We start from the raw sequence: 15,061 nt of genomic DNA on the forward strand, positions 1-15,061 counted from the left end.
GGCGATGCCCCCTGATGGACACCGGAGCGAGGGAACGCCGAGCCTAAGCGAGGTGCCGTACGCTTGGGGCGAAGACCTTTGCTTCCTTTGGGGCGTCTGCCAAAGGGAGTCGCTGTAAGAGCGAAACCGTAAGTGGCCGTTACCGCAGGAATGGATATGTACACCTGCAAGAGATTGGTCGGCTGTCAGGCCGCCTTCGCAGGCAAGCCAGCTCCCACAGTTTTGATTGGTGTACATCTGCGGGAGATGGGTCGGCTGTCAGGCCGCCATCGCGAGCAAGCTCGGCTCGCACAGTGGAACGAGTGCATTCATGGAATCCCGGGCAATAAAAAACCCGCTGAAATCACTTCAGCGGGTTTCTTGTTAAAGCGCAGGAAGATCAGAAATCTTCCAGCCGCCACACCTCGTAAGCCGGCGTCTCATAGGGATGACTCTGCTTCAGAGCCGCCACCACAACACCAATCAACTCATCGCTGACCACCAGCTCAACCTTCCATTCCTCAACCTGCTCGACCAGCCCCGCCTGACCAATAAACGGCTGACTACCGTCCAAAGGCCGAAACTGACCCAACCCAAGCACCTGCCACGAACAGTGATCATAAGCACCGATCCGCCCACCACCGGCAGCGAACACAGCACCCTTGACCACCTCAACATGGCTCTGAGGAACAAAAAAACTGAGCTTGTACACAGCGCTTAGTTCACCCACACACGAGCATTACGGAACATACGCATCCACGGCGCATCTTCGTTCCACTCTTCCGAGCGCCACGAGTTCTGCACGGCGCGGAACACCCGCTCCGGGTGCGGCATCATGATCGTCACGCGACCGTCACGGCTGGTCAAACCGGTGATCCCGCGCGGCGAGCCGTTCGGGTTGGCCGGATAGCGCTCGGTAACCTTGCCGTGGTTGTCGACGAAACGCATCGCCACGCAACCCGACAGATCGGCTTGCAGCAACGCTTCTTCGCTGGCGAACTCGGCATGACCTTCACCGTGAGCGATGGCGATCGGCATACGCGAACCAGCCATGCCCTGCAGGAAGATCGAGTTCGATTCCTGAACCTGAACCATCGCCACACGCGCTTCGAACTGCTCGGAACGGTTGCGTACGAAGTGCGGCCAGAACTCGCTGCCCGGGATCAGCTCGTGCAGGTTGGACATCATCTGGCAACCGTTGCACACGCCGAGGGTGAAGCTGTCGGTACGCTCGAAGAAGCCCTGGAACGCATCGCGAGCACGGCTGTTGAACAGCGCCGATTTCGCCCAGCCTTCACCGGCACCCAGTACGTCACCGTAGGAGAAGCCACCGCACGCCACCAGACCTTTGAACTCGTTCAGGTCGACACGGCCAGCAAGGATGTCACTCATGTGCACGTCGATCGCATTGAAACCGGCGCGGTCGAACGCGGCCGCCATTTCCACCTGACCGTTGACGCCCTGCTCACGCAGTACGGCAACCTGTGGGCGAATGCCTTTCTTGATGTAAGGCGCGGCAACGTCCTGGTTCACGTCGTAGCTCAGCTTGACGCTCAGGCCCGGGTTGTCTTCTTCCAGCAGCACGTCGAACTCTTGTTCGGCGCAGTCGGCGTTGTCACGCAGACGCTGGATTTGATAGCTGGTTTCAGCCCACTGACGTTGCAGCAGACGACGCTGGCCTTCGAACACGGTGTCGCCGTTGAAAGTGATGCTGATCTCGCCGTTGTTCATCGGCTGGCCGATCACCGACACGCAGTCGCCCAGACCTGCGGCGCTGAATTGAGCAAGGATGTCCGGCGTCGAGTCCTGACGAACCTGGATGACAGCACCCAGTTCTTCGTTGAACAGGATCTCGGCGATGTCGGCAGAAGTTTCTGCCAGACCGTCAAGGTTCAGGCTCAGACCGCAGTGGCCGGCAAAGGCCATTTCCACCACGCTGGTCAGCAGACCACCGTCGGAACGGTCGTGGTAAGCCAGCAGGTGACCGTCGGCATTGAGGCCCTGGATCACTGCGAAGAAGGCTTTCAGGTCTTCGGCGTCATCAACGTCCGGTGCCTGCTTGCCGAGCTTGCCGTGAACCTGCGCGAGGATCGAAGCACCCATGCGGTTCTGGCCGCGGCCCAGGTCGATCAGGATCAGGTCGGTGGTGCCCTTGTCCATGCGCAGTTGCGGGGTCAGGGTCTGACGGATGTCAGTCACTGGCGCGAAACCGGTCACGATCAGGGACATTGGCGAAGTTACGGTCTTGTCGACGCCTTCGTCATTCCAGCGCGTGGCCATGGACATCGAGTCCTTGCCCACCGGAATGGTGATGCCCAGTTCCGGGCACAGTTCCATGCCGACCGCTTTCACGGTGTCGTACAGACGCGCGTCTTCGCCCGGGTGACCGGCAGCCGACATCCAGTTCGCCGACAGTTTGATGTCGGAGATCTTGCCGATGCGCGAGGCCGCGATGTTGGTCAGGGTTTCGCCGATGGCCATGCGGCCCGACGCCGGAGCGTCCAGCAGTGCCAGCGGAGTACGCTCGCCCATGGCCATGGCTTCACCGGTGTAGACGTCGAAGCTGGTGGCGGTGACGGCAACGTCAGCCACGGGAACCTGCCACGGGCCGACCATCTGATCACGGGCCACGAGGCCGGTGATGGTGCGGTCGCCGATGGTGATCAGGAAGCTTTTGCTGGCCACGGCCGGGTGATGCAGAACGCGCTCGACGCAGTCAGCAATGGCCAGGGTCGATGGATCGAAATCGTCGCCCAGTTCGGTTTCGCGAACAGCCGAACGGTGCATGCGCGGGGCTTTGCCCAGCAGCACTTCGAGTGGCATATCCACCGGGCTATTGCCGAAGTGGCTGTCGGTCACGGTCAGTTGCGGCTCGGCAGTCGCTTCGCCGACAACGGCAAACGGGCAACGCTCACGTTCGCAGATTGCCTTGAAGCGTTCGAAGTCGGCCGGGCCGACCGCCAGGACGTAGCGCTCCTGGGATTCGTTGCTCCAGATTTCGTGCGGGGCCATGCCCGGCTCGTCGTTTGGAATGTTGCGCAGTTCGAAGCGGCCGCCGCGGTCGCCATCGTTGACCAGTTCCGGGAAGGCGTTGGACAGACCGCCCGCGCCGACGTCGTGGATAAAGCTGATCGGGTTGCGTTCGCCCAACTGCCAGCAACGGTCGATGACTTCCTGGCAACGGCGTTCCATTTCCGGGTTTTCGCGTTGTACGGAAGCAAAGTCCAGGTCGGCCGAGCTGGTGCCGGTGGCCATGGAGGAAGCCGCGCCGCCGCCCAGACCGATCAGCATCGCCGGGCCGCCCAGCACGATCAGCTTGGAGCCCACGAGGATTTCGCCTTTCTTGACGTGTTCCTCACGGATGTTGCCCATGCCGCCGGCCAACATGATCGGCTTGTGATAACCACGCACTTCATCGCCACGCGGTGTGGTGATGGATTGTTCGAAGGTACGGAAATAACCGGTCAGCGCCGGACGGCCGAATTCGTTGTTGAATGCAGCGCCGCCCAATGGGCCTTCGATCATGATGTCCAGCGCGGTAACGATGCGCTCAGGCTTGCCGTACGGCACTTCCCATGGCTGTTCGAAGCCCGGGATTTGCAGGTTGGACACGGTGAAACCGGTCAGGCCAGCCTTTGGCTTGGCGCCGCGACCGGTAGCGCCTTCGTCACGGATCTCGCCACCGGAACCGGTGGATGCGCCCGGGAACGGGGCAATCGCGGTCGGGTGGTTGTGCGTCTCGACTTTCATCAGGATGTGCACCGGTTCCTGCACCGCGCCGTACTGGCGGGTCTCAGGGTCCGGGAAGAAACGCCCGGCGACAGAGCCGACGATCACCGAAGCGTTGTCCTTGTAAGCCGACAGAACGCCTTCGCTGTGCATCACGTAGGTGTTCTTGATCATGCCGAACAGGCTTTTTTCCTGGCTCTCGCCGTCGATGTCCCAACTGGCGTTGAAGATCTTGTGACGGCAGTGCTCGGAGTTCGCCTGGGCGAACATCATCAGTTCGATGTCGTGCGGGTTGCGCTTCAAGCCAATAAAGGCGTTGACCAGGTAGTCGATCTCGTCTTCCGCCAGGGCCAGGCCCAGCTCGACGTTAGCGGTTTCCAGTGCGGCGCGACCGCCACCCAGAACGTCGATCGCCGTCAACGGCTTCGGTTCGGAGTGACTGAACAGGCCAGCAGCCTGTTCGAGGTTTTCCAGCACGATCTGGGTCATGCGGTCGTGCAGACCGTCGGCAATCAGCTGTGCTTGTGCGTCGGTGAATTCACCGGTCACGTAGAAAGCGATACCGCGCTCCAGGCGCTGGATTTTCGCCAGGCCACAGTTGCGGGCGATATCGCTGGCCTTGCTCGACCAGGGCGAGATGGTGCCGAAACGCGGCAACACCAGGAACAGACGGCCGGTCGGCTCTTGTACCGGAACACTAGGACCGTACTTCAGAAGGCGCGCTAGCACCTGCTGTTCGTCGCCGGTCAGGACGCCGGTGACTTCGGCGAAGTGAGCGAATTCAGCATATAAGCCACTGACAGCCGGGACCTTCTGGCTCAGTTGCTCAAGGAGTTTGCTGTGGCGAAAGGCAGAAAGGGCAGGAGCGCCGCGCAGGATCAACATCTTCGGGACAGCCTCGGAAGGGGGTGTGCTTTGAGGCCGTGCATTCTAGCCTAAACCGCCCGCGACAGCACCCGAAACGCTACACCCGGTATTGTCCGAACGTCGGCCTGGGGCTCAAAGCCTGTAACCCATGCGCATCAAGGGGCGCGCCGGGGGTTATTTTTGTTGTCGCAATCAGGCCCGAGCGCCTGTTCTTGCGGGCTTTTGCCGATTTTTGAACGCTCTAGCAGACAAGCCCTTTACTGTCGAGATATGGCGGCCGTGGTCCTTTGCGTATACTGCGCAGATGTTTTCCCCAACGGCTTTGCGTCCGCGATTCGCCAAATGGCTCATCGCAACCGGACTCTTCCTGATGCTCAGTGGCTGTGTTGATAAACCCAACACACTGGAGCGCGTAAAGGAGGATGGCGTGCTGCGTGTGGTTACCCGCAACAGCCCCGCTACCTACTTTCAGGATCGCAACGGTGAAACCGGCTTCGAATACGAGCTGGTGAAGCGCTTCGCCGACGATCTGGGCGTGAAACTCAAGATCGAAACCGCAGACAACCTCGACGACCTGTACGGTCAGTTAGGCAAACCTGGCGGCCCGGTGCTGGCTGCCGCCGGTCTGGTCGGCAGCGACAAACGCAAACAGCAAGTGCGGTTTTCCCACTCGTATCTGGAAGTCACCCCACAGATCATCTACCGCAACGGCCAGTCCCGGCCGACCTCGGCAGCCGATCTGGTCGGCAAGACAATCATGGTGCTCAAGGGCAGCACCCACGCCGACCAACTGGCCGCGCTGAAAAAGAAATACCCCGGCATTGAATACGAAGAATCCGACGCGGTTGAGGTCGTTGACCTGCTGCGCATGGTTGATGAAGGTCAGATCGACCTGACGCTGGTCGACTCCAACGAAGTCGCGATGAACCAGGTGTACTTCACTAATGCGCGAGTCGCCTTCGACCTGGGCGACGCCAGCAACCAGAGCTGGGCGGTGGCCGCCGGTGACGACAACAGCCTGCTCAACGAGATCAACGACTTCCTCGACAAGGCGCAGAAAAATGGCACCCTGCAACGGCTGAAAGACCGCTATTACGGCCATGTCGATGTACTCGGCTACATGGGCGCCTACACCTTCGCCGAGCACTTGCAGCAACGACTGCCCAAGTACGAGAAGCACTTCAAGGCCTCGGCCAAGGAAGAGAAAGTCGACTGGCGACTGCTCGCCGCAATCGGTTATCAGGAATCGCTGTGGCAACCGGCGGTCACCTCGAAAACCGGCGTTCGCGGCCTGATGATGCTGACCCAGAACACCGCGCAGGCCATGGGCGTGTCCAATCGCCTGGACGCCAAGCAAAGCATCATGGGCGGCGCGAAGTACCTGGCTTACACGAAGGATCAACTCGACGACTCGATCCAGGAGCCGGATCGCACATGGTTTGCGCTGGCGGCCTACAACGTCGGCAGCGGTCACCTGGATGACGCGCGCAAACTCGCAGCCAAGGAAGGACTGAATCCGGACAAGTGGCTGGACGTGAAAAAGATCCTGCCGCGCCTGTCGCAGAAACAGTGGTACAGCAAAACCCGCTATGGCTACGCCCGGGGCGGTGAGCCGGTGCATTTTGTGGCGAACATCCGGCGTTACTACGACATTCTGACGTGGGTCACGCAGCCGCAGCTTGAGGGCGATCAGGTCACCCAAGGCAACCTGCATGTGCCGGGCATCGACAAAACCAAACCGCCCGAAGAAAACCCACCGCTCTAGGTACCCCCCTCCTCCCGTAGGCGCAAGGCTTGCCCGCGATGGCATCACCGCGGTGATTCAGGCGGACCGCGGCGCCTGCATCGCGGGCAAGCCTTGCTCCTACGGGTATGAGGTTGAGCGTCAGGCTTTTGCTGCGGCGAGGATCAGCGCTTTCATCTCTGAAACAGCCGACTTGAACCCGACGAACAGCGCATGCGCCACCAGCGCGTGGCCGATGTTCAGTTCGTTGATGCCTTTGATCGCCGCAACTGCCTCGACGTTGTGGTAGTGCAGACCGTGACCGGCGTTGACGATCAGGCCTTGCGTCAAGCCAAACGCCACGCCATCCGCCACACGCTTCAGCTCTTCAGCCACCGCAGTCGGCGTCTCGGCGTCCGCATAACGGCCGGTGTGCAATTCGATGGCCGGTGCGCCAACACGTTTCGAGGCTTCGATCTGGCGCTCGTCGGCATCAATGAACAGTGACACTTCGCAGCCGATTTTCGCCAGACGATCCACCGCCGCCTTGATCCGCGCTTCCTGCCCTGCCACATCCAGACCGCCTTCGGTGGTCAGTTCCTGACGGGTTTCCGGGACCAGGCAAATGTGCGCCGGACGAATGCGTTCAGCGAACGCCATCATTTCCTCGGTGACGCCCATCTCGAAGTTCATGCGGGTTTGCAGCACGTCCTTGAGCAACAACACGTCGCGCTCTTGAATGTGCCGACGGTCTTCACGCAAGTGCACGGTGATGCCATCAGCGCCTGCCTCTTCCGCGTCCAGCGCTGCTTTCACAGGGTCAGGGTAACGCGTACCCCGGGCCTGACGCAGGGTGGCAACGTGGTCGATGTTCACGCCAAGAAGAATGCGATTGCTGGTGGTCACGGAAGCGCTCCAGAAGAAGAGAAAGTTCGGTGCACAGCATACGGGTTGATCAGGGCTTGCGAAACAATTCGCGACTGACCAGTGGACGTCCGCCCAGGTGAACGGCCAACGCCTGACGCATCAAGCGCTTGGCGGCGGACAAGGCACCCGGTGCGCTCCAGTCGGCGTCGGCCATGGCCAACAGTTCGGTACCGTTGAACAGACCAGGCTGCAGCAGGTAAACCCGCTCCAGACCTGCATCGACCTGCAAGCGATACAGGCCGTCGGGTGCGATAGGTTCGCCGTGGATATCCGCGTTCAGCGCAAAGCCGTAGCCCAGGTCATCGAGCAGCCGCCATTCGAATGAGCGCAACAAAGGCTCCAACGGACGCCCTTCGGCCAGCGCCAGCAAGGTCGCGGCGTAATGATCGAATACCGCAGGATGAGGATCTTCGGACGGCAGCAGGCGGATCAGCAGCTCGTTGAGGTAGAGACCGCTGAACAGCGCCTCACCATTGAGCCAGGTGGAAACGCCCGCGCTTTCCATGCGACCGACGTTCTTCAGCTCGCCCCGACCACGGAACTCGACTTCCAGCGGCACGAATGGCCGCGCCAGCGTTCCGGCCTTGCCCCGCGCGCTGCGCAACACCGCCCGCAGCCGACCTTGCGGCGTGAGGAAATCCACCAACGCGCTATTTTCGCGGTAGGCACGGCTATGGAGCACGTAGGCGGGTTGGCCGGTTGGCGCGGTGGTCGACATCAGAGTCCAAATCTCAGAGGAGATCAACTGTGGCGAGGGAGCTTGCTCCCGCTGGGCTGCGAAGCAGCCCCGACATCAAGCAGCCGCGGAGAGTCAGGCACACCGGGGCAAATGGTTTTGGGGCCGCTTTGCGACCCAGCGGGAGCAAGCTCCCTCGCCACAAAGGCCAGCACAAGGCCTTGAACCTTGTGCCAAACCTGATTACAGGTCGCCGTAACCCAGCGAACGCAGGGCGCGTTCGTCGTCGGACCAGCCGCCTTTCACTTTGACCCAAAGGTTGAGCATGATCTTGGAGTCGAACAGCAGCTCCATGTCCTTGCGCGCTTCGGTGCCGATGCGTTTGATCCGCTCGCCCTTGTCGCCAATGATGATTTTCTTCTGACCGTCACGTTCGACGAGGATCAACGCATGGATGTGCAGGGTTTTCCCCTGCTGCTTGAACTCTTCGATTTCCACGGTGATCTGGTATGGCAGCTCGGCGCCCATCTGGCGCATGATTTTCTCACGCACCAGTTCGGCGGCGAGGAAACGGCTGCTGCGGTCGGTGATCTGGTCTTCCGGGAAGAAGTGATCGTTTTCCGGCAAGTGACCGGCGATCACCCGCTCCAGCGCATCGAGGTTGTGCCCGTGCTGCGCCGAAATCGGAATGATCTGCGCGTTCGGCAGCTGTTCCTGCAACCAGCTCAGGTGCGGCATCAGCTCGGCTTTGTCTTCGATGCGGTCGGTCTTGTTCAGCGCCACGATCAACGGGCCCGTCACGTACTGAACGCGCTCGAGCACCATCTGGTCCTCTTCGGTCCACTTGGTGCGATCAACCACGAAGATCACCACGTCGACGTCTTTCAACGCGGCCGAAGCGGTCTTGTTCATGTAGCGGTTGAGGGCTTTCTCGCCACCTTTGTGCATGCCGGGGGTGTCGACGTAGATCGCCTGCACATCGCCTTCGGTCTTGATACCGAGCATGTTGTGACGGGTGGTTTGCGGTTTGCGCGAGGTGATCGCCAGCTTCTGACCCAGGATGTGGTTCAGCAGCGTGGATTTGCCCACGTTCGGACGGCCGACGATGGCGACATAGCCACAGCGAGTTGCAGTTGAATCAGTCATGGCCATTCTCCACGCCCAGGGCAATCAGTGCTGCGGCGGCCGCTACCTGTTCGGCAATACGACGACTCACACCCTGACCTCGGCTTTTTTCGTTCAGTAAGGTGATTTCGCATTCGACGAAGAACGTCCGGCAATGCGGCTCACCCTGGATATCCACCACTTCGTAACGCGGCAGTTCACAGGCACGCGACTGCAAGAACTCCTGCAGGCGAGTCTTTGGATCTTTGTTGGTGTCGACCAGCGTCAGGCTGTCGAACTCGGACGTCAGCCAGGCCAGCACGCGTTCGCGCGCCATGTCCATGCCGGCATCCAGGTAGATCGCACCGATCAGCGCTTCGAGGGCATCGGCGAGGATCGATTCACGGCGGAACCCGCCGCTCTTCAACTCACCGGACCCCAGGCGCAGGTACTCGCCAAGATCGAAACCACGCGCCAATACGGCCAGCGTCTCACCTTTGACCAGGCGTGCGCGCAAACGCGACAGCTGGCCTTCGCGAGCCAGCGGAAAGCGGTCGAACAGCGCTTCACCGGCAACGAAGTTGAGAATGGCATCACCGAGGAATTCCAGGCGCTCGTTGTTGCGCCCGGCAAAGCTGCGATGTGTCAGGGCCAGGACCATCAGTTCCTGGTCCTTGAAGGTATAACCGAGCTGACGCTCGAGACGGCTTAAAGAGACGCTCACGGTTTACCCACGCTGAGTTCGTGGTCGACGTCCATCACAGCAACGCTGCTAGGCTCTTGGACAATTAACGCTGTGTTCAAAAATTACATCCTGAATATCGTTGGCTTCATGCATCTGCGGTGACCTTCTACAGGCTCCAGAAATGCATTCGGCGCTGTGTTCAACAGCGCCGTGGGTGATTACTTGATCAGGCCAACCCGCGAGAAATTCGGCAGGTGACTGAGTTTGGGTTCCGGCCAGCTCATCCAGACGGCGAAGGCCTTGCCGACGATATTCTTGTCGGGAACCATGCCCAGCAGATCCTTGGGAATAGTTGGATCATCCCAGTAGCGACTGTCGTTGGAGTTGTCGCGGTTGTCGCCCATCATGAAGTAGTGCCCGGCAGGCACGGTCCATTGATGGTCCGGGGTTGCGCGGTAGCGGCTCATTTCCTTGCGGATCAGGTGCTCGGCGGCGCCGAGTTTTTCCTTGTAGAGCTCGGCACTGCCCAGCGTACCCGGCTCGGAGCCAACCAGCTGCTCTGCGATCGACTCACCGTTGACGAACAGACGCTTGTCGGCGGTGTAACGAATCTGATCACCCGGCAAGCCCACTACACGCTTGATGTAGTTGACGTTCGGGTCGCTTGGGTAGCGGAACACCATCACATCGCCACGCTGCGGATCACCCACCTGGATGACTTTCGTATCGAGCACCGGCAAGCGGATCCCGTAAGAAAACTTGTTCACCAGAATGAAGTCGCCAACGTCCAGGGTCGGCTTCATCGAACCAGACGGAATCTGGAACGGCTCCACCAGGAACGAACGCAAGACCAGCACGATGAACAGCACTGGAAAGAACGATTTGCCGTATTCAACCAGCATCGGTTCTTTGTTCAGTTTCTCGACCACCATCATGTCAGGCTCAGTGACGCTACCCTGATAAGAGGTAATGGCGGCACGCCGACGCGGCGCCAGAAAGATCAGGTCGAGCAACCCCAACAGACCGCAAACGAAAACGGCGATGACCAGCAACAGCGGGAAATTTAGTGACATAGGACCTAACTATCCAACCTGAGCACAGCGAGGAAGGCTTCTTGTGGAATTTCCACGTTGCCGACCTGCTTCATGCGTTTTTTACCGGCCTTCTGCTTTTCCAACAGCTTGCGCTTACGGCTAACGTCACCACCGTAGCATTTGGCCAATACGTTCTTTCTGAGTGCCTTGACGGTTGTCCGCGCCACAATCTGTCCGCCAATGGCGGCCTGGATTGCCACGTCGAACATCTGCCGCGGAATCAGTTCTTTCATCTTCTCGGTCAACGCACGACCTTTGTAGTGCGCGTTGTCACGGTGCACGATCAACGCCAGGGCGTCGACTTTTTCACCGTTGATCAATACATCCAGCTTCACCAGATTAGCTGATTGATAACGATCGAAATGGTAATCCAGCGAAGCATAGCCGCGACTCGTGGATTTCAGGCGATCGAAGAAGTCCAGGACCACTTCGTTCATCGGCAAATCGTAGGTCACCTGGACCTGGCTACCGAGGAACAGCATATCGTGTTGAATGCCACGCTTCTCGATGCACAGGGTAATGACGTTGCCCAGGTGCTCCTGCGGCACAAGAATATTTGCCCGAACGATTGGCTCGCGCATGTCTTCAATAGACGACAGGTCCGGTAGCTTGGACGGGTTGTCGACGTAAATCGTTTCACCGGTTTTCAGCAACAGCTCGAAAATAACCGTCGGCGCCGTGGTGATCAGGTCCAGGTCGTACTCGCGCTCCAGGCGCTCCTGGATGATCTCCATGTGCAGCATGCCGAGGAACCCGCAACGGAAGCCGAAGCCCAGGGCGTCGGAGCTTTCCGGGGTGTATTGCAGCGACGAGTCGTTCAGCGTGAGCTTTTGCAGCGCTTCGCGGAAGTCTTCGAAGTCGTCGGAGCTGACCGGGAACAGACCGGCATACACCTGCGGCTGAATGCGTTTGAAACCTGGCAGCACGTCGACGTCCGGCGTCGAGCTCAAGGTCAGGGTGTCACCTACCGGCGCACCGTGAATGTCCTTGATGCCGGCGATGATGAAGCCTACTTCACCGGCTTTCAGATCAACGGTGGCGGTGTGCTTCGGATTGAACACACCGACGCTGTCGACCAGGTGGATCTTGCCGGTGGACTTCACCAGAATCTTGTCGCCCTTTTTCACGCGGCCGTGGCGCACGCGAACCAGGGAAACAACGCCCAGGTAGTTGTCGAACCAGGAGTCGATGATCAACGCTTGCAGCGGATCTTCGATGTTGCCGGTCGGCGCAGGAATGGTGTGTACCAGACGCTCGAGCACTTCATCGACACCCAGGCCGGTCTTGGCACTGCACTCGACCGCATCGGTGGCATCGATGCCGATGATTTTTTCGATTTCTTCTTTTACGCGGTCCGGATCAGCCTGTGGCAGGTCGATCTTGTTCAGGACCGGCATCACTTCCAGGCCCTGCTCGATTGCCGTGTAGCAGTTGGCAACCGATTGCGCCTCGACACCCTGACCGGCATCGACCACCAGCAAGGCACCTTCACAGGCCGCCAGCGACCGGCTGACTTCGTAGGTAAAGTCAACGTGGCCGGGGGTGTCAATGAAGTTCAGTTGGTACTTGATACCGTCACGGGCGGTGTAATACAGGGTAACGCTGTGAGCCTTGATGGTGATCCCGCGTTCACGCTCAAGGTCCATGGAGTCCAGTACCTGGGCTTCCATTTCACGCTCGGCCAGGCCGCCGCACATCTGGATGAAGCGATCGGCCAGAGTCGACTTGCCATGGTCAATGTGGGCGATGATGGAGAAATTGCGGATATGACTCAAATCACTCACGGATCAACACTCAAAAAGGCTGCAGGCATAGCCCGCCGAAAAATAGCCGGGAATTGTACCTGATACACGACGCAAGCGTCACGTTCACAGGTCAACGGTATTGGATACAAAAACGCCCCGCTCTTGCGAACGGGGCGTTTGGCTGTCAACCGGGGCAGGAAATACCTGCGATCAACCGGCTCGGCGCAGCATCCAGAGACCGGCCACCCCACAGATACCAGCCGGAACCAGCACCGCGAACAATGGCGAGAAACCGAAGACCAGGCTTGAAGGCCCGAGCAAATCCTGAGCGATACGGAAGGTAAAGCCGACCAGCACCCCTGTAAACACACGCTGACCCAGCGTCACAGAGCGCAGCGGGCCGAAGATAAAGGAAATCGCCATCAACACCAGGGCAACAGTGACCAGTGGCTGCAACACCTTGACCCAAAACGCCAGCCAGTAACGGCCATTGTTCAGGCCCTGATCCGCCAGATAGTGGATGTAACCCCACAAACCGCTGATCGACAACGATTCCGGCGCCATGATCACGGTGTTCAGCAGTTGCGGGCTCAACGGGACTTCCCAGCGTTCTTGCGGGGCCGTGACCACTTCAGTACTGCCGTCATGGAACACCGTGGTGGTGACGTCGTTCAGCTGCCAATGATCAGTTTCGAACTGCGCACGCTTGGAGAAGCTCGAAGTCAGCATGTGACGCTCGCGGTCAAAACGATAGCGAGTCACACCGTACAGAATGCCGTCCGGCTGCACCGAGTTGATGTGAATGAACTCATCACCCTGGCGGTGCCACATACCGTGCTTGGCGCTCTGCGCATCACCAATGCCCTGAGCCAGTGAGCGATTGGCCTGGGCCACGTTTTCCGCAGCGGGCGCAACGTACTCGCCGACCAGTACGCCTGCCAGCATCAACACCAGCATCGGCTTCATCACCGCCCAGACGATCCGGCCGATGGACACGCCAGCGGCGCGCATGATGGTCAATTCACTGCTGCTGGCCAGGCTGCCCAGGCCGATCAGGCAACCGATCAGTGCCGCCATCGGCAGCATGTCATAGACCCGACGTGGCGCTGTCAGCGCCACGTAGCTCAATACGTCGGTGAGGGTGTAGGTATCCGTGACATCACTCATCTCGTCGATGAAGGCAAACAAGGTCGCCAGGCCAAGAATGATCCCCAGTACCGCCAGGATCGCCATGAAAACACTGCCACCAATGTAGCGATCGAGCTTAACCACGGGTCACCTCCAGCGCACTGCGGCGACTCGCCATTTTCAAGCGCAACGGCTCCCAATAGAGCAGTCCCAGGCCAATGGCCAGGAATATTGCGTGAACCCACCACAGACCCAGTGCCGGGGGGATCTTGCCTTTTTCCAGAGCACCGCGTGCGGCGATCAGGATCGTCAGATAAGCCATATAGAGAAGAATCGCCGGCAGCAACTTGAGGAAACGTCCCTGGCGCGGATTGACCCGCGACAGCGGCACCGCCATCAACGTCACGATAAACACCAGCAACGGCAGCGACACACGCCACTCGAGCTCGGCGCGTGCACGAATATCCGGATTGTCCAGCAGGGTGCGGGTCGGCATCGCATCGCGATCGGTCACCTCGTCGCTGACATCCGGCTTGGGCAGCAGCACGCCATAGGTGTCGTACTTGATGGCCCGATAGTCGGCCAGCCCCGGCTGACCGTCGTAACGGTAGCCATTGTCGAGAATCAGGTAGCGGTTGCCGTCTTCCTTGATTTCCTGACGACCCTTCTCGGCCACCAGTACGGAAATACCGCGATCCTTCTGATCGGCGGAAAGACGCTTTTCCGAGATGAAGACGCCGCCCAGATTGATCCGGTCATCGGACAGCTGCTCGGTGTAGGTCACCCGCGAACCATCGCGCAACGCCTGAAAACGGCCCGGCACCAGCGTGTCGAACTCGGTCATGGCATCCTGCTTGTTCAGCAGCAACTGGAACTGATTGGCGCCTTGCGGTGCCAGGCTCAGGCTCAGCCAGGCCACGATCACGGCAACCAGCGCAGCCGGAAACAGGGTCATGCCCAGCAGACGCTGCTGGCTCATGCCGGTCGCGGAGAGCACGGTCATTTCACTTTCAAGGTACAGGCGACCGTAGGCCAGCAGGATCCCGAGAAACAGCCCCAAAGGCAGAATCAGTTGCAGGAAACCCGGCAGACGAAAGCCCATGATCAGAAACAGCGAGCCTGGGTCCAGGGCGCCCGAGGCGGCCTGGGCCAGGAACTTGATGAAGCGCCCACTCATGATGATGACCAGCAGCACAGCGCTGACGGCGCTCAAGGTCAACAGGACTTCGCGGGACAGATAACGGAAGACAATCAAACCAGACACTCCAGGGTTGTCAGGCTAAGGCGGCCAAACAAGCAAACATATCGGGCGACCCACAGGGCTGAGCCGCCGAAAAAGATGGCGCATTATCCTGTGATTGAACGCGCCTGTCACTGCGCACGCTCAAGCAGCCGCGCAATGGT

General features: G+C 59.7%; 11 protein-coding genes. 1 reads left to right on the forward strand and 10 read right to left on the reverse strand.

Features of this window, described 5'->3' with window-relative positions; all coding sequences use genetic code 11:
* Positions 1-379: 379 nt before the first annotated feature.
* Together AABM55_RS23805 and purL are read right to left on the reverse strand one after the other, a co-directional pair.
* Entirely contained in the window at positions 380-691 is a 312-nt protein-coding gene (locus tag AABM55_RS23805) for a YqfO family protein (protein WP_054593868.1), read from the reverse strand.
* Between the two features lie 5 nt (positions 692-696).
* The gene (gene purL / locus AABM55_RS23810) at positions 697-4,593 is read right to left on the reverse strand and encodes a phosphoribosylformylglycinamidine synthase (RefSeq protein WP_347927928.1); all 3,897 of its coding nucleotides are present in this window, start codon (positions 4,591-4,593) and stop codon (positions 697-699) included.
* 286 nt (positions 4,594-4,879) lie between these two features.
* Here purL and mltF point away from each other — a divergent pair, with 286 nt between their 5' ends.
* Positions 4,880-6,340: a membrane-bound lytic murein transglycosylase MltF gene (mltF, locus tag AABM55_RS23815; protein ID WP_054593870.1), complete on the forward strand. Its 1,461-nt coding sequence runs from the start codon at positions 4,880-4,882 to the stop codon at positions 6,338-6,340.
* A 120-nt stretch (positions 6,341-6,460) separates the two neighbouring features.
* Here the strand turns inward: mltF and pdxJ are convergent, their stop codons facing one another.
* The 8 genes from pdxJ to lptF all read right to left on the reverse strand — a co-directional run bounded on the left by pdxJ (position 6,461) and on the right by lptF (position 14,912).
* Entirely contained in the window at positions 6,461-7,204 is a 744-nt protein-coding gene (pdxJ, locus tag AABM55_RS23820; RefSeq protein WP_054593871.1) for a pyridoxine 5'-phosphate synthase, read from the reverse strand.
* A 49-nt stretch (positions 7,205-7,253) separates the two neighbouring features.
* Positions 7,254-7,943, reverse strand: coding sequence for a DNA repair protein RecO (gene recO, locus AABM55_RS23825; protein WP_054593872.1), 690 nt, complete (start codon positions 7,941-7,943; stop codon positions 7,254-7,256).
* Between the two features lie 201 nt (positions 7,944-8,144).
* Positions 8,145-9,047: a GTPase Era gene (gene era, locus AABM55_RS23830; RefSeq protein WP_054593873.1), complete on the reverse strand. Its 903-nt coding sequence runs from the start codon at positions 9,045-9,047 to the stop codon at positions 8,145-8,147.
* A complete protein-coding gene (gene rnc, locus AABM55_RS23835; protein WP_019691997.1) occupies positions 9,040-9,729 on the reverse strand; it encodes a ribonuclease III in 690 nt (229 codons plus the stop codon). The genes era and rnc overlap by 8 nt, the downstream gene beginning before the upstream one ends.
* A gap of 179 nt (positions 9,730-9,908) precedes the next feature.
* Positions 9,909-10,763, reverse strand: coding sequence for a signal peptidase I (gene lepB / locus AABM55_RS23840; protein ID WP_347927929.1), 855 nt, complete (start codon positions 10,761-10,763; stop codon positions 9,909-9,911).
* A 5-nt stretch (positions 10,764-10,768) separates the two neighbouring features.
* Positions 10,769-12,568 (reverse strand): translation elongation factor 4, encoded by a 1,800-nt coding sequence (gene lepA, locus AABM55_RS23845; protein ID WP_054593875.1) that lies wholly within the window; start codon positions 12,566-12,568, stop codon positions 10,769-10,771.
* A gap of 171 nt (positions 12,569-12,739) precedes the next feature.
* Positions 12,740-13,801 carry an LPS export ABC transporter permease LptG gene (lptG, locus tag AABM55_RS23850; RefSeq protein WP_054593876.1) on the reverse strand — a complete coding sequence of 354 codons (1,062 nt, stop codon included), beginning with the start codon at positions 13,799-13,801 and terminating at the stop codon, positions 12,740-12,742.
* Positions 13,794-14,912: an LPS export ABC transporter permease LptF gene (gene lptF, locus AABM55_RS23855; protein ID WP_054593877.1), complete on the reverse strand. Its 1,119-nt coding sequence runs from the start codon at positions 14,910-14,912 to the stop codon at positions 13,794-13,796. The genes lptG and lptF overlap by 8 nt, the downstream gene beginning before the upstream one ends.
* Positions 14,913-15,061: the final 149 nt, after the last annotated feature.

The sequence above is a fragment of the Pseudomonas helvetica genome, from assembly GCF_039908645.1.
In the GTDB taxonomy this organism is placed as follows: Bacteria; Pseudomonadota; Gammaproteobacteria; order Pseudomonadales; family Pseudomonadaceae; genus Aquipseudomonas; species Aquipseudomonas helvetica.